Source organism: Sphingosinicella sp. BN140058 (assembly GCF_004135585.1).
In the GTDB taxonomy this organism is placed as follows: domain Bacteria; phylum Pseudomonadota; class Alphaproteobacteria; order Sphingomonadales; family Sphingomonadaceae; genus Allosphingosinicella.
On record NZ_CP035501.1, the window covers coordinates 1036885 to 1056489 of the forward strand.

General features: G+C 64.5%; 7 protein-coding genes. 3 read left to right on the forward strand and 4 right to left on the reverse strand.

Annotation, left to right across the window (positions count from 1 at the left end; genetic code table 11):
* Positions 1 to 18 precede the first annotated feature (18 nt).
* Entirely contained in the window at positions 19 to 642 is a 624-nt protein-coding gene (locus ETR14_RS04700; RefSeq protein WP_129383592.1) for a GNAT family N-acetyltransferase, read from the reverse strand.
* Positions 639 to 10898 (reverse strand): tandem-95 repeat protein, encoded by a 10260-nt coding sequence (locus ETR14_RS04705; protein WP_165356314.1) that lies wholly within the window; start codon positions 10896 to 10898, stop codon positions 639 to 641. Before ETR14_RS04705 ends, ETR14_RS04700 begins: the two co-directional genes overlap by 4 nt.
* Before the next feature lie 1676 nt (positions 10899 to 12574).
* Between ETR14_RS04705 and dapA the strand changes: the two genes are divergently transcribed.
* Genes dapA through ETR14_RS04720 form a run of 3 tightly spaced genes read left to right on the forward strand, consistent with a single transcriptional unit; the run spans position 12575 to position 14988 of the window.
* Entirely contained in the window at positions 12575 to 13453 is an 879-nt protein-coding gene (gene dapA, locus ETR14_RS04710; protein WP_129391334.1) for a 4-hydroxy-tetrahydrodipicolinate synthase, read from the forward strand.
* Positions 13454 to 13469: 16 nt separating this feature from the next.
* Complete coding sequence (locus ETR14_RS04715) at positions 13470 to 13697, forward strand: hypothetical protein (protein ID WP_129383594.1); 228 nt, start codon at positions 13470 to 13472, stop codon at positions 13695 to 13697.
* Between the two features lie 19 nt (positions 13698 to 13716).
* Complete coding sequence (locus tag ETR14_RS04720; RefSeq protein WP_129383595.1) at positions 13717 to 14988, forward strand: MFS transporter; 1272 nt, start codon at positions 13717 to 13719, stop codon at positions 14986 to 14988.
* Between the two features lie 6 nt (positions 14989 to 14994).
* Here the strand turns inward: ETR14_RS04720 and ETR14_RS04725 are convergent, their stop codons facing one another.
* Positions 14995 to 17196, reverse strand: a complete 2202-nt coding sequence (locus ETR14_RS04725; RefSeq protein WP_129383596.1) for a bifunctional diguanylate cyclase/phosphodiesterase — start codon at positions 17194 to 17196, stop codon at positions 14995 to 14997.
* Positions 17197 to 17198: 2 nt separating this feature from the next.
* On the reverse strand, positions 17199 to 19493 hold the full coding sequence (locus ETR14_RS04730; RefSeq protein WP_129383597.1) for an ATP-binding protein: 2295 nt from the start codon (positions 19491 to 19493) through the stop codon (positions 17199 to 17201).
* Positions 19494 to 19605: the final 112 nt, after the last annotated feature.

Here is a 19605-nt window from a genome sequence, read left to right on the forward strand (position 1 = left end):
GCGCCGAGACTTCAGCGATCAACTCCCTCCGCGCTGCGGCGCATCGGCAAGTGGGAATCCTCGTTCTGCCTGTCGGTGTACGGACCGTGCGCGGACTTTGGCCCAGTCGCTCTTGAGCAGGCCGAAGCGAAGCAAGGTGACCCGGCGGCCGGTCGCTTCCGCCCGAATTTCGTCCCGAAGGCGCCCCTCCAACTGCATTCGCGTTCCCAACCAGCCTGCGACGACCGTGTTCGTCTCTGCAACCAGAGCGATTACCTTCTCGAGGCCACCCGACGAAAATGCCCAGTCCACGATCGCTCGCGCCGTTTCGGCAGCCACCGCCTGTTCCAGCGCCTCAGCCTCTCCGACAACCAGGGTGATGGTGAGGGTCAGGTGCCGCCAATCCACCTTGAGAGTGTAGAAGCCGAGCGCCGCGCCGTCTTCGTTCCGGACGATCGCCAGCGCGAACGACTCGCGGTTGTCGAAGCCGGCGAGGAAGGCACGGGCGCCGCGCTCGCCGACATCTCGGGCGGACTGGGCAAGCCCGCCCGCCACCCGCTCGTCGGCCAGCCAGCGCCGCAGCGCCGGTAGTTCCTTGTCCGCAAGCGGCCGCAACGTGAAGCGGCCGGTATGGATCGTTCCGGGCGATCGCCTGCCGATCATGCGAAATGGAAGCTCGAGGAGTCGAAGGCGAGCGTGCCGGCACCGCTATAGGCTGCGACGAAGCCGAACGTCGCAAGGTCGCTGACGGCGATTTCGTCGTTCCAATCCACTGCCTCGAACCGGATGTCGCCGTTGGGGAGCCGGGAGGCAGTGGCACCCCACAGGGAAGCCAGGTTCAGTTCGACCCCGTCAGGCACGTCGAGCACGACGCTCCAATCATCGATCGGCGCCTGAGATATGTTGCGGATCGTCGCCGATTGGACGAGCATCCCTCCCCACGAGATCGTCGAAGCGGCAGTCAGGCGTGCGTCGCCTGCATCCGCGATGTTCGGCGCCGGATCCCGATCGAAGATCGTGAAGCCGAAATCGCTTGCCTTGAATGCGGCTCCATCGACCCGCAAGGTCAAGTAGAAGGTGTCGCCAGCCTTGAGGTCCGGCTGATAGCCGGTTCCGACCGTCGAGAAGACCAAACCGTCGCCGCCAGCGATCAGCGTTTGATTGGTAGGCCCGTTGAAGCCGGAGATCCAGCCGCCGGCAACGGCGCCTGCGCCATCGTAATCGGCGACGATGTCCCACATTTTCAGGTGACCATCGACGATAGCATCGGGTTGCACAGTGTAGCGGAAGGTGACGTTATACCCCCCGCCCCAGCGAGGATCGTACCAGCTGTTGACGCTGTGGAAGTTGAAGCCCCCGTTGCTGCCGTGGTTGCCGCCGCTGACGGCGATCGCAAGATCGTCGAACACGCTCGCCTGTCCATCACTCGCGGTAATCCGAACCGAAAGCGGCGCGGCTCCGGCCGGCGGAGTGCCTCTGAGGGTACCGGTAGCCGGGTCGAAGGTCAGCCAATTCGGCAGGGCGTTGCCGTCGGAGAGCCGTGCCGAAAGCATCAGAGGATCCCCGTCAGCGTCTCTGAAGCTGCCCGCCGGCACTTGGTAGATTGCGGCCGCGCCGCTGGTCCAGCTCTGGTCCGCCAGCGCCGCCGTCAGCACGGGAGCGTCATTGACGTTCGCTATCGCGACCGCGACATCGACCGAGCTGTGGCTCCCGGACGGATCGGCAACGGCAACGCGTAGAATGTGGGTCCCGACATCGTTGTCGCCCGGGCTCCGTGCCGTCGAGATCCGGCCTTGCGCATCGACGACGAAGAGGCCGTCGCGATTGCCGTCTACGATCGAGAAGAGCAGCGTGTCGCCATCGACGTCGCTCGCGGCGATCTGCGCGACGATGGCTGGAGCAGCATCTTCCGCCGTGCTCAGGCTGCTGTCGGCTGCGAGAATTGCCGTCGGCACATCATTTGCACCGGTCACCGTGATCGAAAGGGTCGACGTCGACGCGGCGCCATGCTCGTCGACCACGTGATAATCGGCAACCACCAAATGGGTCTGCCCGGCGGCGAGCGCCTGATAAGCGGCGTCCGCCGGATCGAAGCTCCAGTCTCCCTGCCCGGTCAGCGCGAGCCCGGCCACCGGCGTGAGCAGCGAAAAGGTGAGCGTGGCATCGCGATCCTGATCGACCGCCTGCAAGGCGCCGCTGACGGGAGCATGGTCCTCCACCGCCTCGGCGCTTGCCGGTTGCGCGACCGGAACGTCGTTGACGTTGATGACGTCGACAACGATGTCGGCGATCGCCGTTCCGCCCTGCGCATCCGAAACCTGCAGCTGGAGCGTGTGGAGACCAACATCGGCGTCAGTAGACGGCCGAGTCGTCGTGAGACCACCGGACGGATCGATCCTGAACAATCCACCATCGTTGCCGCTGACGATCGTGAACACCAGCGTGTCCCCGTCGGCATCGAAGGCGCCCCAGCCGGCGATCACCGCGGGGGCGGAATCCTCGAACAGCTGAATGACCTCTGCCGGAACCGCAGTGAAAGCAGGAACGTCGTTGGTTCCGCTCACCGTAATCAGGACCGCAGACGTCACCTGCACGCCCAGGGGATCAGAAACAGAATAGGGCAAGGTGATCACACGCGTCTCGCCGGCACCGAGATCCTGATAGGCGGGGTCCGAGGGATCGAAGCTCCAGCTTCCGTCTGCCTCCAGCACGAAGCCCGCAGCCTCACCCGCCGCGCTGAATACGAGCCCTCCGTTGCCATCACCATCGCTGGCAGCGAGTTGGCCGGTTACGACCGCGCCGTCCTCCACGGCTGCAATGCTGTCGCCGGCAGTCTCCGGCGCATCGTTCGTCCCGACGATTACGACCGGAACGACCAGGCTCGCGCTCCCGCCATGTCCATCGCTGATCTCGATCCGCAGTTGCAATGCGCCGACATCCGCATCTCCCGCAGGCCGGACAGTCCGCACGACGCCGCCCGCGTCGATCGTGAACAGCCCTGCTTCATTGCCTTCGATGATGCTGTAGTGAAGCGGATCGCCATCCGGATCTACGGCCCCGACAGTCACCACGGCCTGCGCCGGAGCGTCTTCGGTAACCTCCAGCACCGCAGGCAACGCGCCGACGCGAGGAGCATCGTTGACGGCGGCAAGCGCCACTTGAATCTTGCCGATGCTCCAGCCGCCATTCGGATCGGCAATTTGGTAGCTGATCGTCGCAACACCGGTGAAATCGGCGTCCGGACGGAAATGAACGTTGCCGTCGAGACCGATCCAGGCGCTTCCTCCGGTCGTCCCGCTGATCCCAGTGATGTGCATCGGGTCACCGTCTGCATCCGACAGCTGGGCGAGCAGAGTGCCGAGCGGGATGCTGAACAGTTGATCCTCAATGCCGCTCAGCGACAGGGTCGCCGCAACGGGGTTTCGGTTCGGCGCTGTCAGGTCCAGCACGGGCGCACCCGCGCCCTCGCCGAGAAAGCGAAGCTGCTCCACGCCGATGAGCGTATCGAGCCCCTCGACGCCGGCGAGATCGCTGACCGTCACGGTGCCGTCCAAGGCGATCTCGATATCGTAGTCCGACCTCAGTCCTGCATAGACGGCGGTATCCCGTCCCACGCCACCCTCGATGTGGTCGTCGCCGCCGCCTCCGCGCAGAACATCATTGCCTTCGTCTCCAGCAATGAAATCAGGCGAGGCAAAACCGTTGATCGTATCCGCCATCGTCGTCGACTCGTTGCGCAGCACGATCTGCTGTACGTCGGACCAACTCAGCCGATCGCCGCCCGCGAAGACGAAGGTCTCGATCTTTGCCATCGCGGTCGAGAACTGGCCCTCGACGGTGAGGGCGAGCCGATCGAGGCCCATGACTTCGATCAGCAGGTCGCCGCCAGCGGCCCCCGTTCGGCTGAAGAACACGTCCGAGACCCCGACGCCAGGGCCGAACTGCACGATGTCCGTGCCCCCGGCATCGCGTACGCGATCTTCATCATAGGCACGATCGAACAGATAGATGTCGTCGCCGGGGCCGCCGACCAGCATATCGCTGCCGGCGCCTCCATCCAACGTTCCCCCCCCTGTATCGCCGACGATCACATTGTCGCCGTCGAAGTCGATGCCCTCGACCAGCCGGTATAGCTCCTGCCAAGTCATGACGAGTCCACTGCCGAACTCGAACATGGTGACGGTTGCCCCGCCGTCGTCTTCCGGCGCCGAAGTGCGCGTGACGAATTGGTTTTCGATCGTCAGCCGCTCTCCCGTCGCCCGGTTGAGGATGATGAGGTCCGTCCCCGACTCGCTGCGGAACAGGCCGATGTCCTGCGGCCCGTTCATGTCATCGAGCACGACCCGATTGCCGTCCCACACCGACACCGTACCGGTTGCCGCGCTGAAATGATCGTCCCCGTCCTCTGCGCCCCAAAGGAAGGTTGCGGACGCGCCGACGGCGATCACGCGATCCTCGCCGCCCAGGCTGTCGATGGTGCCATTGCCGTCGACGTAGAGGGTTTCCGAACCGTCCGTCGGCGCGACGAAGAGCAGACTTGGATCGAAATAGAGCAAATTCGGATCGGGAAGAACCGGTATCGTCTCGGGATCGATGTCCTCGATCAGCGCCTGCACGTCCGCCCAGGACAACAGCGTGCCATCGTCGAGGACGAAGGCGGTGACGACTGCCTCGAGCCGGCTGGTGTCGTCGGGATCCCCCGATCCTGCGAACTGGTTGTGAATGATGACCCGATCGCCGGTGTCGCGGAAGATCACGACCAGATCCTCGCTGGCGCCGTCTCGGGCAAAGATCAGGTCCGCGGTCTGTTCCGCGCCTTCCAGGACGAGCGTGTTGCCAGTCCAGTCGCGCCCGGTCGCGTCGCCGCCGATCAGAGTGTCGAACATCCAGTCGGAGAAGCGGTCGGCCCCGTCTCCGCGCCCGATCACCAAGGTGACGCCTCCCGACGAACTGGTGATCTCGTCATTGCCTGCGCCTGGCTCCACCGTGTCGCCCGAATAGACCCACAGAGACTCCGTCGGGTCCTGGAACAGCAAGGTGCGGCCATCGATGAAGCCGATCGAGACCAGGGCCTCACGGGCGATCCGGATCGTGTCCGGCGCATCGGCGAAGCCGATGACGAGCATTCTTGGATCATCTTCGGCAAGGCGGAAGGTGAGATCCTCGAGCGTTGCCGCCGGCAGCATCTCGATTCCGTAGCGGGTGCCTTCCTTCCACTCGGGGATGACCTCATCATGGCCGTCGCCGACCCCGAACCTGATCGTGTCCGTGCCGCCCCGCCCGACGATGAGGTCGTCGCCCGTGCCGGGGACGAAGACGTCGTTGGTCGTGTTGCCGTCCTCGTCCGATCCGGTGAGTGCATCATCCCCAGCAGTGCCCGTGGTTCGTCCGGGGATCAGCAGGCCAAGCTCGTGATCGTAAAAGATCCGGGTGCCGTCTTCGAAGATGATGTCGACGATCGAAAGCCGGCCGGCATCCGCGACCGCAGCGAGCTGCGGCGCGTTGTTGATCCAGGCACCATGGAGGAAGGTGACGGAGCTCCCGTCGGGCAATTCGAACCGGAGATGGTCGCCCTTGACGCCACCCGCTTCCGAGACCGGGCGGATGCGAAGTGTTTCGGGAGTCGCACCGCGTACGTAAAGATCGACGCTGTCCCAGCTGTCCGCGGAATAGACGATATCGTCGCCGCCACCTGTCGCGAGCACGACGGCACCACCCGAATGGATTGCCACCACATCGTTGCCGGGACCCGCATCGACGATCGTATCGATACCGAGGCCGACGATGGTGTCGTCGCCGCCTGTCCGGTCGGCATCGAGGACTTGTTGCCGGACCTCGCGGCTGCTCAGGCTGGTTCCATCCGCAAAGTCGAACCGCTCGATCATGTAATAATGACTGCCCGGATCGGCGGGATGGCCGTCGAACGGCGTGCGATCGATCAGCAGCGTCTCGCCCGTGGCGACGATCGTCACCAGGATCGAGTGCGGATCGCCGGATGCGCGCGTGAAGGTCACGTCGTCTCGGCTAAGATCCTTGAACGTGACGACGTCGATGTCGCGGCCCCAGGAATAATCTTCTTCCTGATCGTATCCGAAGTCACGAATGACGTCGTGGCCATAGCCGATGCCGAAAACGTAGCTGTCCGAATCGTCGCTGCCGACCAGGACGTCGTCACCTGCACCGCCGTCACGCTCACCGGCCGCAATCCAGTCGTCGCCGGCAGTGGCGGTGGACAGCATCTCGATAAGGTCGTTGCGATCGAGAGAAGTGCCGTCGGCCAATGCAATCATCTCGATGCCGCTGCCGCCATAGTCGAGCCAGCGCGGCAAGAGCTGGTTCTCGACAGTCACGCTGCCCGCCGCGCCCGCGATTCGGATGACGATGTCGAATCCGCTCCGGGTCACGACCAGATCAGATTGGGTGATCCCGGCCGCGGCGAACTCGATCGTGTCGTCGCCGCTGAGATCGGAGATCAGCACATCGCCGAACCCCTCCTCCAAGCGGAAAAGGTCGTCGCCCATGCCGGCGAGGATCAGGTCGTCGCCGGTGCCCGGCAGATAGGTACGATCGGAATAGGTGATATCGAACAGGACGTCGTTTCCGGCGGTGCCGACGGTGCGCTCGCCGACGATGCCGACGCTGGTGCCGTTGCGGAACAGGATTGCCTCGACGTCGCCATATTGGTCTTCGGCATCCGGATCGCCGTCATAGGTGAAGTCGTTGTGGAGGATCATGCTGCCGTCGAAGCCGGCGAAGCGGATCTCGAGATTGCCGTTGGATCGGAAAATCCTCAGGTCGCCGACCGATGCTCCGACCGGTGCGAGTATGCTGTCGAAGCTCAGCCAGCTATCGTAGATTTGGTCTCGGCCGCTGCTGAACACGTAGATGTCATCGCCGCCGCTGCCGTCGAGCCGGTCGTCGCCGTCCCCGCCATCGAGCACCTCGGCGGTGATGTCCCCGTAGATCTCGTCGTCCCGATCCGTTCCCGTCAGCTGCCCGGCGACTCCGCCGGTGAGGATCTCGAGCACCTCGTTGATCCCGACCACGGTGCCGTCACCAAGCACGAATTCGGTTACATAAGGATGGCGCAAGCCGTTCTCTATGGCGACCGATGCCTCGCTTCCAACGATCCGTACCAGCAGATCCAGACCGGTGCTTCCCCCGCGCGCGAAGACGAGATCCTCCAGCGCGATCCCCTCGGCAAGCACGATCCGGTTGCCGAAATCGGTCTCCTGGATCCGATCGGCGCCGCTGTCCGCCCCGAACAAATAGGTATCGATTCCCGCACCGCCGCGGAGAAGGTCGTCGCCACGACCGCCATCGATGACGTCGTTCCGACTGGAGCCGAGAAGGGTTTCGCCCGCGTCGGTACCGGTATTGACGATCGTGTCGACCTCGGCAGCGGACAAGACCGTTCCGTCCGAGAAGCGGAAACTGTCGATCCGCGGATCCTCGCCGAACCGCTGTTCGCGGATCACGATTTCGGCGCCGGTAGACAGGAAGCGCAGAACCAGATCCTGTCCGGTGCCGTCCCCAACCAGTCCGAACACGACGTCGGAGCGCGGCGCGTCGATCACCAGCGTGTCGAAACTGTCGCCGAGTCCAAGATCGTCGACGACATCGCTGCCGCTCGCAGGTCCCACCCGATATTCGTCATCCTTCCCGAAGCCCATCAGGATGTCGGCACCGGTGCCGCCGGCCAGTATCGAGCCCGCGTCGCGCCGCCCGAACACGATCATGCCGCCGTCCGCCGTGACGATCGTATTACCGTCGACGACGTTACGAACTCGTCCATCGGCAAAGACCAGATGCTCGATCGCGGCCGATATTCCGCCCCCCGCCAGCGACAGATCGAAATTGGCATAGGTGCCGGCATCCGAAACCACCGAGACCCGCAATGTCCCGCCGGCGGCCGTAAAGATGAGGCTCACATCCTCGGGCAGGACATCGAGATAGAGCGCGTCGTCGCCGCTTGCGTCGGTGATACGGACGTTGGCCGGCACGCTGCCGAGCAGATAGGCGTCGTCGCCGGAACCGCCGTTCAAGCGGGTGACCCCGGGGAGCGCCACGATGAGATCGTGCCCGTCGAGGCCGAACCCGCTGTGGGTACCGCTGATCGCGCCCGACGAGGCACCTCCGACGAAGGCGGCGCGCAACGCGGCGACATCGAAGGGCACCCCGGCGGCATCGATATAGACTTTGGCTGCCGAGTCGATCGCTGCTCGGGTCACACCAAGCTCCGGTGCGTAGCGCGAGACGATCTCGAGCATGACGTGCCAATAGGAAGCTGCCTGCGCGGTCTGCGCCGAGGCACCTGCGGCGACCGCCTCCATCAGCTGGTCGAGGCTGGTGCCTTCGTCGGCGACGAAGAAGGCCGCCGCGGCGAAGCTGAGGCCGGGGGTGAGCGCACTTCCAAGATCGATTTGGCCGAGCAGCTTGGCAGCGGTTTCGACAACCCACTCCTGCCATTCCCGACCAAGCATCGACGCAGCATCCTGGCGCGGATTGTGCCCGATGATAGCCTGCTCGAACGGGCTGCCGGTGATTGTCTCGATCGCCGAAAGCCAGCGCGCGTTGATGTTCGGGCCGCGGCTGTCGATCGCGACCGCGTCGGCACCGGTCCAGCGCAGCAGGATTTGCTCCACCCTGCCGAAAAGCTCGCCGGCATGATCCGGCGTCAGCTGCGAAAGACTCTGCACCATCTCGAGCAAGGCCGGATCGCAGCTCATCGCCACGCGAAGATCGCTGAGCTGGCCCGATCCGAGCAGCTGCGGCAGCGCCGATGCTGCCGCGCTCACCGCCGCGGGGCCGACTTCGCGCGTGTCATATTGGTCGATCGACAGAAAGGCGTCGTAGATTCCGAGCGTGCTGCCGTCGGCACGCGCTACCGTCGACATCGAGACGACCTCGGTGCCGTCGCATCCGCAGTCGATGTCGTTCGATGCCTGCGTCTTCAGGCTGATCGAAACGATGCCGAGCTCGGCAAGACTCTTGAGCTCTCCGGCATCGGTGACCGCATCGCCGTCCGCATCCTGCCAGATGCGCAGCTCGCCATATTGCGCGTCGGACGAATCGATCACCTTGTCTCGGTTGGTGTCGAGCTTGGAAAGTTCGGTGAAGCCGTCAGTCCCGTCCTGCTCGGGCCGGTTGCCGTGGCTCGTCGTCCGACCGGTACCAAACAGCTCCGCGCCGCTGCTGATCCGTCCGTCGCCGTTCCGGTCGAGCGCCAGCAGTCCGTCTTCGGGTAGTGCCCAGGCGACGTGCTCCGCGAAGCCATCATTGTCGAGATCGAAATAGGCGCGGCTGTCGTACAATTCCTCGACCAATTCCCGGTCGCCGTTCAGATCGATGATCAGCGGGTCACGTTGGCATTCGGCCTGCTGCTGGTCCGGACGGGTCTCCTTCAGCCGGATGCCGGCTTCCCCGTTGCTGAAGCCGTTGATGGTGATGCTCTCACCGTTGCTGGTCACCGTGAGTGTTCCGGCGGCCTTGTTGTAGACGTAGATGGTTCCGTCCGAGCTCTCGTAGGTGCCGGACTCGTCGTCCTCTTGGTTCGGCGGAGTTGGGGCACAGGGGTCGGCGGGCGGCTTCTCGCGCTCGCCGCCGGCAAGCGTCTTCCCGCCGAGCATGACGATGTCGCCTTGGTCGAGGTCGACGATGCTGTCGCCATTGTTGGTCTTGAAGGTATCGTTGTCAGCACCGCCGTCCAGCTTGTCGCCGGCAGTGTCGCCGTCCGCCCCATCGAGGATGTCGTCGCCGGCCCCGCCGATCAGTTCGTCGGCATCCGCGCCCCCGGTGATGGTGTCGATCCCGGCACCGCCTTCGAGTTTGTCCTCGCCCTGGGCACCCTTCAGGACATCGTCGCCGTCATTGCCCTTGATCTCGTTCTTCTGATCGTTCCCGCTGAGCTCGTCCGCGCCCTTGCCGCCCTCGATGCGCTCAGCATTGACGATCTTGAGGCCGATCGACGAGTCGCTCTTCAGCTCGAAACGTCCGCTGGCCAGGTCTCCCTTAACCGCCGCGGTCATCTCCTTCATGTCTACGAGATCGCCTTTGCCGGCGCCGTCGGGGTGTGCCGCGAGGTCAATCTCGGCTAGCCCTCCCTTGTTGTCGTTTCCCGCCAACGGATCGGCTGTCAACGACTTGATCTCCACGACATCGGTCTTTTCGGTGGCGGTAATCTTCTCGATCGAAATCAGCGTGTCGGTCTTGCTGTCCCGCGTTGTCTCTACGAAAACGGATTTGGCAAAGTCAGTTGTGGTGCGATATGTCTGGTCGCCTTGGCTGGTCACGACGATCTTGACCTTGATGGCGTGAGTCTCGGCCGAATAGGAGACGCTGTCCTCGCCATCGTCTTCGATGGTAAGCCGTGCCGTGGCGCCAGGATAAATGCGGTGATCACCGCCATGCACCAGATCGCTGCCTGCCCCGAGGGTGAAGCTGTCCTTGCCGGCGCCCCCGAAGAGCTGATCGTTGGCAAATACGGCATCGCCGATCGCGTCGCCATCGTTGATCGTGTCGTCGCCGCCTCGTCCCAGAACGATATCTGGCCGATACGAACCGCTGGCCGTCTGGCCCGCATCGCTGCCGACGATGAGGTTGGTCGGCTCCTGTTGCGTCACGTCGCCGGACTGCGAGCCTTCAAGATGGCGCATCAGATCGGAAAAGTTCTGCGGCGTGAACAGCAGTCCGTGCGCCGGTCCCGAGAAGCCGGAGCCGGCCGTATCCGTGATCGTCATGATGCTGCCCAGGATGAAGCGCTTGCTGTCGAAGTGCATTAGCACCGCGCTGCCGCTGTCACCCGGCTGCGCCGGTCCGCTGTAGGTAAAGCTTCCTCCCGAACCGCTCAGGGTTCCATCGTTGTTCGAGCTGGTCGCGCCCCGACGAGAAAGCCGAATAGTGTCGGTCGTGGTGGTCATCCCCATTGACGAAGAATAGGCATCTGCACTGTCGAGGAAGACAACGACACCAGCATCATTCTTCCCGACGCTATCATTGCCTGCGACGAATTGGCGGTCAGAAGGGGTAATCGAGCGATGCGCACCGATAAATTGCCCGATCGTCCGCCCCGCAGGCGGTGTTGGCAGCGTCGGATAGACGGAGTTCGCAACGGATAGATAAGTGGCTTCGTAGTTTTCCAACTGCCAGCTTTGAATGCGATAGGTTTCGTGTCCGGAGACATTATTTGTCTCACCCGGATCGAGAGTCATCATCCGACGATTTGGAATACCAACCGCCTCGTTAAATGTGTAGATTACATGACCTGCTGTAAGAATGAGATTGTCGCCAATATACCATCCGGATCCGTGACCGTAGGATGTCGGATTGACATTGCCTGCTTTATCCGGGGAGAGAAGTGTAACGAATCCAGCCATGATTACCGCCTCTTGCTGCAGTAAACTCCAACAACCGTCGCATCACCGATCACGTAACCAGGACCAGCGTATTCGCCGCCAAATGGATATTCCGGCCCGTCTCCGAGCATGGCTGCGGCTTCGCACCACTCTGGCACGATGCGTTTGACGCAGATGAGCTTGCCGGGCGGAGTCGGTCCGCGGCCGGCCCGCGCTCCGCATTCGGGAACGCCTGGCGCATCCATCGCACGGGACCGGCAAACCGGATTGTAAACGGCGTCAGCCCACATTCCGCACCATGCGTGCTGGCGCGCGGCAACTCGGCGGCCGTTGAAAGGCCGTTCCTCGTCCCCAACGCAGAGGCCAAGAGGCGCGGCAGCGCCTTCGGAGCTCGAATTGCGGCAGAAGCGCTTGTGCGACGCGCGCTCGGCAGGCGTAGGCCGCGGAAGAGCCGAGCCATCGCCAGCGACGCAGAACGGTGTTGAGGGTGCAACCGGCTGGTCCGGATCCCTTGTGCACACAGTCGCCCCGTGCGGACCCGTCCGGGAACACATTCTTTGCCAATCAGTCCACAGCTGACACTGTGGATGTGCGCGATCGAAGGCTGCCAACTGCCGGTCCGCGGAGCTAGGCGCAGCGACACTGCCGGCATAGGCATCGCCGCGCATCGCTGTCCCGGTCAGGACAAGAATTGTGCAGATGTGCAGGACGCGCGATCGGGTTCGTGGCGACGGGGCGGTGTCCCAGCGGTCGCGGCATTCCGCCGCTGCTCTTCCGGCAGCGGCCATGCCACGGGCATGTTCAGCGACTCCCCCGGTCACGATTCTCCCCCCGATCCGACACGTCGCACGTTTCGTCTGGGCTCGCCAGTCGGAACACGAACTCCTGTCCATATTGGAGATGATCTTCTCCAAGCCGGAATATTTGCGAGGAATTATGTCGCCGCTGCTACCATCCTGATGGGCTTTGGCCCGGCAGCGGATTGCTCAACGACACGTTCGTCGCAGCAAGATCCCCATCGGCTTGGCCGCGGTCAGTCCACATAGATCGCCATTCGACCGCCTGAACGCCGGCCCGGGCGTGGGGGCCACCACCAGGAATTGGGCAACCAGGCCATCCGCATGAAAAAGTTGAGCCACCCTGCGGAAGCCCTTACGGCTCCGGCGACAATCGGATATCGGCAGGCGCAGCCCGATTTCGGGATCCCAATTCGTCAGATGCAAGACTCGAAGGAACTGACCGTGTTTACCGGATCGATCACCGCCCTCGTCACGCCATTCCGGGAGGGCAAGATCGACGAAAAAGCGCTGCAGGATCTGGTCGAATGGCAGATCCAGCAAGGGTCGAACGGACTCGTTCCTTGCGGCACCACCGGCGAATCTCCGACGCTCACCCATCCGGAGCATCACCGCGTCGTCGAGTTGGTCATCGAAGCGGCGGCGGGCCGCGTGCCGGTGATCGCCGGTGCCGGATCGAACAGCACCGAAGAGGCGATCGAATTGTCGCGCCATGCCGAAGCGGCCGGCGCCAACGGGTTGCTGATCGTCGCCCCCTATTACAACAAGCCGAGCCAGGAAGGCTTGTACCAGCATTTTCGCGCGATCGATGGCAAGGTCGGGATCCCGATCGTCGTCTACAACATCCCGCCGCGAAGCGTCGTCGACATCTCGGTCGAGACGATGAAGCGCATCTTCGAGGATTGCGCCAACGTCGTCGGCGTCAAGGACGCGACGATGAACCTCAACCGTCCCTCGCTCGAGCGGCTTGCCTGCGGCAAGGCATTCAACCTGCTGTCGGGCGAGGACGGCACGGCCCTCGGCTATATGGCGCATGGCGGTCATGGCTGCATCTCGGTCACCGCCAACGTCGCGCCTCGGCTGTGCGCCGAATTTCAGGCGGCGTGCCTGGCCGGCGATTTCGCCGCCGCGCTCGCCTTGCAGGATCGGCTGATGCCGCTCCACCGTGCCCTGTTTCTCGATCCCAACCCGGCGGGGCCCAAATGGGCGCTGCAGCGACTGGGCCGGATCCTGGCCGAGATCAGGCCGCCGCTGGTCGGAGTTAGCGATGCCGTGGCGCAAGAGATCGAAGCGGCGATGCAGGTCGCCGGCATCTTCGACTGAGGCGGGAGGAAAAGAGTTGGAAGTCTTCGTTCCAAGCCGAGACGATCCGGAGGCGCTGGCACTGATCGCGCGGCTGAAGCAGCTCGGCCTCGGCGGCCGCGACGCTGCCTACCTCGCCTGTATCGCACCGCCGGCGGCCAGCGATCCTAGCGCGCACGAAAACTATCTGTCGGAATTCCGCTTCATGGTGCCTCCGGCGCAGCGCGCCGAGGCGGCACGCCTGGTCGGGCTCGAACGATGGTAGACATGAAACGGGGGACTTCATGACGCGCGGCTATCGGGGCAGCGGCCGGGTGCTGACGGCGAGCCTGGTCGGCACCGCCGTGGAATTCTACGATTTCTACATCTACGCCACCGCCGCCGCCCTGGTGTTCGGGCCCCTGTTCTTCCCCGCGAGCGAGCCTTCGATCCAGTTGCTTCTGTCTTATGCCAGCCTGGGCGTCGCGTTCATTGCGCGTCCGGTCGGGGCAAGCGTCTTCGGCCATTTCGGAGATCGGATCGGGCGCAAATCGACCTTGGTCGCCTCTTTGCTGCTGATGGGCGGATCGACCCTGCTGATCGCCTTTCTGCCGACCTATCAGACCGCCGGCTGGCTTGCTCCGTTCCTGCTCTGCCTGCTGCGCTTCGGCCAAGGCTTCGGCCTCGGCGGCGAATGGGGCGGCGCCGCCCTGCTCGCGGTAGAGAATGCACCGCCCGGCTATCGCGGCCGCTTCGGCATGTTCCCGCAACTGGGCGCACCGGTCGGCTTCCTCGCCGCCAACGGCCTGTTCCTGATCCTGGGCGCGGTGCTCGACGATGCCCAGTTCACCGCCTGGGGCTGGCGCATTCCGTTCCTGCTCAGCGCCATCCTGGTCGGGCTAGGCCTCTGGATCCGGCTGAAGCTGACCGAGACTCCGGCTTTCGCCGCCGCGCTTGCCGAGGCCCCGCCGCCGTCCGTGCCGATGGCCGAGTTGTTCCGCGACCATCTCCGCGCGACCCTGGCCGGCACGTTCTCCGTCGTCGCCTGCTTTGCGATATTCTATCTCACCACCACCTTCGCGCTCGGCTACGGCACCAAGACGCTCGGCCACGACAAGGAGGCATTCCTCGGCGTCCAGCTCGTCGCGATCCTGTTCATGGCCGGCGGCATCGCGCTTGCGGGCAGTGCTTCGGATCGCTGGTCCCCGCGCGCCGTGCTGATCGGCGGCTGCCTGGCCTCGGTGGTCGTCGGCCTGCTGATGGGTCCGTTGTTCGGCGGCGGCTCGCTGTTCCTGGTCGGCCTGTTCCTCGCCCTGGCTCTGCTCGCCATGGGCTTTGTCTACGGGCCGCTCGGCGCCTTCCTGCCCGAGCTGTTTCCGGCGCGCGTGCGCTATACCGGCGCGTCGCTCACCTTCAACATCGGCGGCATCCTCGGCGGCGGCCTGGCGCCGGTTGCGGCACAATGGCTCGCGGAGCGCGGCGGCCTGTTCTTCGCCGGACTCTACATCAGCGCCGCCGCCCTGATCAGCCTCGTCGCGCTGGCGCTGTCGAGCAGGCGGCGCCCCGCCGACGCCTGATCCCCGTCAGGCGGGCAGACGCTCCAGTTTCGGCAGGATCGTCGCGGTCGCAAGCGAACCGCCGCTCCGCAGCAGCCGCAACAATTTCGACAGATCTTCGGCCGGCACCGCCTCGCTGAACAGAAAGCCCTGGAATTCGGAGCAGAGCTCGCGCTGAAGATGGCTGAGCTGCTCGCGCGTCTCGACTCCCTCGGCGACGCAATCGAGGCCGAGGTTGCGCGCCAGGCTGAGGATCGAGTGGACGATCGCGGCCGTGCTCGAATGGGTGGTGAGATCGCGCACGAAGGAGCGGTCGATCTTGATCCGATCGAGAGGAAATCGGCGCAGGTAGGAGAGCGAGGACCATCCGGTGCCGAAATCGTCGAGGGACAAGGTGACGCCGAGCGCCTTCAGATCCTGCATGATCCGCAACGTGGTATCGGTCTCGTCGAGGGTGAGGCTCTCGGTCAGCTCCAGCTCCAGCCACTGCGGAGCGAGGCCGGCGACTCGCAGCGCCTCGTTCACGGTGGCGACGATGTCGCCGCGGTAGAATTGCTGGGCGGAAAGATTGACGGCGATGCGCAGCGGCGGCCGCCCCTCGGCATGCCAGGCGGCGCATTGGCGGCACGCCGTCTCGAGCACCCAGCGGCCGACCTCCACGATCAGGCCGCGCTCCTCGAGCAGGGGAATGAACAAGGCGGGCGAAACCAATCCTTCGGTCGGATGATGCCAGCGCAGCAGCGCCTCGACCCCGGTCAGTACGCCGTCCTCGATCGCAATCTGCGGCTGGTAGTGAAGCGCGAACTCGCCGCGGGCGAGGGCGCCGTGGACGTCGTTGGACAGGGTATGCCAGCGCTGAGCGGCGCTGCTCAGCTCCTTGCTGAAGATCTTGTAGCCGGCGCGGCCGTTTTCCTTGGCCGCGTACATGGCGGTGTCCGCCGCTTGCAGCAGCGCGCCGGCATCCTCGCCGTCCCCCGGGAAGAAGCTGATGCCGATGCTGGTGCCGACATGAAGGCTGCGTCCGTCGATCAAAAACGGTTCGGCGATTGCGGCGAGCACCTTCTCGGCGACCCGCTCGGCGTCTCCCGCTTCGGCAAGGCTCGACAGTGCGATCACGAATTCGTCGCCGCCGAGACGGGCCGCAGTGTCGCTTTCGCGCAGGCAGCCGCGCAGACGCGACGCGACCGCCTCGAGCAGTTCGTCGCCGACATGGTGGCCGAGCGAGTCGTTGATCGTCTTGAAATGATCGAGGTCGAGCATCAGCACGCCGACCATCTCACCGTCACGCCGCGCATGCGCGATCGCGACTCCCAGCCGGTCGGCGAGCATGGTGCGGTTCGGCAGTCCGGTCAGCGCGTCGTGATGGGCGAGATAACGAATCCGTGCCTCGGCTTCCTTGCGCTCGCGAATGTCACGGAAGTTCAGCTGGACGATGTCGCTGTTGACGTCCTGATAGAAGGATCCGATCACTTCGACGTCGATCGGAGCCCCGCTCGCCGGCTGCAGCGCCCAGTCGCCATAATGCAGGAATCGGGCCTTGCGCAGGTCCTCCACGGCCGTCGGCGAAACCCCGATCCTCTCGAAGCCCGGAACGTCGGCCAGGCGGCGGCCGATCAGTTCGTCGGGCAGCCGGCCGAGCATCCGCGCCATCGCGGGATTGGCGTCGGTGATCGCCCGCGACCTGCAATCAAGCAGAAGAATGCCGTCGTTCGCCGTCTCGAATAGGCGACGATATCGCGACTCCGAGGCGACGAGCGCCTGTTCGACGGCGCGGCGTGCGTCGATTTCGGCCTGCAGCGCCTGGTTGCGCGTCGCCAATTGCTGTTGAGCGCAGCGCAGCGCCAGATGGGTGTTCACCCGTGCCAGCAACTCCTCCACCTGGAAAGGCTTGCTGACATAATCGACTCCGCCCGCGCCGAATGCCTGCACCTTGTCGGCGACGTCGGCGAGCGCCGTCATGAAGATCACCGGAATCGCCTGCGTCTCCGGGTTCTGCTTGAGCCGCCAGCAGGTCTCGAAGCCATCGATGCCGGGCATCATCACGTCGAGCAGGATCAGATCGGGCTGCAGGAAGGATGCGCGCTCAAGCGCCTCCTCGCCGCCGAGCGCGACGGCGATCTCGAATCCGTGCTGCTCGAGATGATCGACGGCGACGCCAAGGTTCACCGGATTGTCGTCGACGAGAAGGATGGTACGTCCGCTCGCGGCAATGACGGGATTGTGCTGCATGTTCAGGCTGCCTGACGCGTGTTCAGATGGTGGGAGACGAGATCGAGGATCGCCGGAGACTGGTAGGCCGCGGCGAGGCTCCTGAGCCGATCGGCGAAGGCGCGATGGCGAGGATCGCTCTCGCCCAGCTCGTCGGCGAATTTGCGGATCGCGCGCATGTTGCCGGCGCGGGCAAGCTGCAGCAGCACCTCCAGCTGGGTCGCTTCCGGCGGTACCATCGCCTGCTCGGCCGCTGCCACGGCGTCGACGATGACGCCGCGGGTCCAGTGCAGATCGAGCAAGGGTGCAATCGCCTCCTGGAGGTCGGCCGCGCTGACCGGGGTGTGCAGGAAGGCCGCCGCGCCTGCCGCGCGCGCGCTGGCGGGCGCTTCGCGGTCTGCCGTTGCCGAAAACACGATGACCGGCAGGCCGGGGGCGGCATCCCTGAGGCGGCGAGCGACCTCATAGCCGTCATGGACCGGCATCTTGAGGCCGGTCAGCACCAGATCGGGCCGGCACGCGGCCGCGACGTCGATACCCTCGCCACCGTCGGCAGCCTCGTCGGTATCGAAGCCGAGTTCCGCCAGCGTCGTCACCAGCAGCCGGCGATTGGCGCCGTCGTCGTCGATGACGAGGATCCGCCGGCGGCTGCCCACATAGCCGGTGAGCGCCTGCGGCTCGACAGCACTTGGCGCGGCGAGCGCTGCGACGCTCTCGAGCTCGATCTCGAACCAGAAGCGGCTCCCTTCGCCCAGGCGACTCTCGACCGCGATCCGGCCGCCCATCAGCTCCACGATCTGCTTGGTGATGCTGAGCCCCAGGCCGGTGCCGCCGGCGCGCTGCTCGGCGCCGCCGACCTGTTCGAACGCATCGAAGATACGCGGCAGATGCTCTGCCGCCATGCCGATGCCGGTGTCGCGGATTTCGATGCGCAGCTGGACGCGACCGCCGTCCAGTGCCTCTGCCCCGATCGCAAGTGAGACCTGGCCCCGGCTGGTGAACTTGACAGCATTGCCGAGCAGATTGATCAGCACCTGGCGAAGGCGCTTCTGGTCCCCGGTCACGATGTGAGGCACCCCGTCGTCGATCGCGCAGACGAAGCCCAATCCTTTCTCTTCGGCGCGGATCCGCATCATGTTGGCGATGCCGGCGAGACAGGCGTGGAGATCGAAGCGTCCCGGCACCAGTTCGAGCCTGCCCGCTTCGATCTTGGACAGATCGAGGATGTCGTTGATCAGGGTGAGCAGATGGGTTCCGCTCTGGTGAATGGTCTGGGCCGCGACAGTCTGCCGCGCGTCCAGCGTCTCGCGCTCGAGCAATTGGGCGTAGCCGAGGATGGCGTTGAGCGGCGTGCGCAGCTCGTGGCTCATGTTGGCGAGAAAGGCGGATTTGGCGGCGCTGGCGCTTTCCGCCATCGCCTTGGCTGCCGCAAGCTCGCGGCTCTCCTGAACCTGGCGCTGGTGTCGGGTCTCGAAACCCCGCCGCACCTGGAAGAAGCGATGGATCAGGAACGCGCCGATCAGCAGGATCCACAGGCCGAGCAGCACCAGATAATATTGCGCCTGCGAAATCTGCCGGCCCTGGAGCTTGATGCTCTCGACCTCGAATTCATGGTGGCCGACCCTAGCATCCGATCCGGGCTGAACTTCGATCGCAGTGACGTTGTCGATCTTCGGTTCGGCCAATTCCTTGGACAGCTTGTTTGCCGCCGCCCACCATTCGGCGACGAAGATCTCGCCGAGATCGAGCGTCACCGTCTGCTGTCCCTGGCGGACTGCGAACTCCATCTGGTTCGGCTTGCTCCCGGCACTGCTATGCCGCGGATCGGAATTGATGAAGGCGATCCGCATCTTGGCTGCCGGGCCGGAATAGCGGAAGCTGAGCGAGATCTTCTGATATCTCGAGAAGTCGAGCCCTTCGCCGCGCCCCGTCTTGTCGAACAGCAGACCGTAGCCGCAAAATGGATATTGGTAGCCGGACCGGAGCTCGCACGACCAGCGCATGGCCCTGGTCTTGTCCAACGTGATCGTCGATGTGCCCTGGCTTGGCGCATCGGTGTAGGAATAAGCCGCATAGGCCGCGGGATTGTCCGGCGTGTACGACAGGTGCTTCGCGGTGAAGAGTTCCTGGAACTGGATGGCCGCGAACGTGATCAGCATCAGTGCGAGCACCGCGGCTTCGAGCTTGAGCCTGGAGATCAGACGCACCGGGTCCTCGGCCGACGCAGGCGCACTGCCGCCGCGTCCGTCATGGAACGAAGGTACATCCGCATCCCGTGCGGCAACCGTCGCCGGCAGCTCTGAATCCCGCTTCGTCATCCCACCCCTACCCAACAAAAAGACGGTAGGGATCAGGCCTTAAGTCCCGCTCTATGCCGGACTAGGGAAATTGCCTTAGGGCCGCGCCGGAAGCTGTTAACCTTCTCTACCG